1 protein-coding gene is annotated in these 1,191 nt (G+C 59.9%); it reads left to right on the top strand.

The genetic code is table 11. The annotated features are described in order from the left end of the window. The coding region (locus tag IZU87_RS17250; RefSeq protein ID WP_213115362.1) for an IS4 family transposase at positions 1-1,191 on the top strand (1,191 nt) is incomplete at both ends.

Below are 1,191 nucleotides of genomic sequence, written 5' to 3' on the forward strand. Positions count from 1 at the left end.
CACCCGAGGATTTCTCCAGTCTATCTGAGGTGCTCTCTCCCGAACTCATCGACAGCTGTCTTGAAGAAGCCGGCGTGGCCACATTGCGCAAGCGGCGATTACCTCTGGACATGGTGGTCTGGGCCGTTGTCGGAATGGCCTTGTTCCGGCATATCCCCATGGGGCAGATCGTTAATCATCTCGACATCATGCTGCCCGGCAAACGTCCCTTCGTCGCGCCCAGCGCCGTGGTTCAGGCGCGCCAACGGCTGGGGATCGATCCCGTCAAACGCGTTTTCGAGCAGACCCAGGCCCTATGGCACCATCAGACGCCACATCCACACTGGTGCGGTCTGACGCTACTGGGGGTTGATGGCGTAGTCTGGCGCACCCCCGACTCTCCCGAGAATCGAGCCGCTTTCGCGCGCACGCGTAATGCCCAGGGAGAGGCAAGCTATCCCCAGATTCGCATGGTGTGCCAGATGGAACTGAGCAGCCATCTATTGACGGGGTCGGCCTTCGACAGTGTGGCAAGAAGTGAAATGGAGCTGGCTCCTGAGCTTATCTCCAGTACCCCAGATCACTCCCTGACCCTGTTTGACCGTGGATTCTACTCGCTGGGTCTGCTGCATGCCTGGCAGAGCGCGGGCGAGCAGCGCCATTGGCTCATTCCTCTGAAGAAGGGGACGCAGTATCAGGAAGGTCGCTCGCTGGGTCGGCAAGACCGCCTGGTGACCTTGACGGCATCCCCTCAGGCCCGCAAGAAATGGCCGAACTTGCCGCCGACGATGACGGCGCGTCTGTTACGACGCAAAGTGAACGGCAAGGAGGTCCAGGTCCTGACCTCGATGACCGACCCGCTTCGTTTTCCGGCAGCGGATATTGTGGATCTTTACAGCCATCGCTGGGAAATCGAACTGGGCTACCGGGAAATGAAGCAATCCCTGCTGGGTAACCGCCTGACGCTGCGTAGCCGGACGCCGGAAATGGTCTTCCAGGAGCTTTGGGGGACCTTGCTGGCCTACAACCTGATCCGCTTCCAGATGGCCCGCATGGCCTATAGCCTGAAGGCAGTGCACCCGAACCAGCTTAGTTTCCATCAGGCCGCTCACTGGATCATCAAGGAGTTGACGGTTTTACCCTGGGTCTCGCCGGGACGTGTGCCCGGCGTGATTCAGTCGATGCTGGACATGGCACCGTCGTTCGTTTTAC

This window comes from Cobetia sp. MC34 (assembly GCF_018340035.1).
Lineage (GTDB): Bacteria > Pseudomonadota > Gammaproteobacteria > Pseudomonadales > Halomonadaceae > Cobetia > Cobetia amphilecti.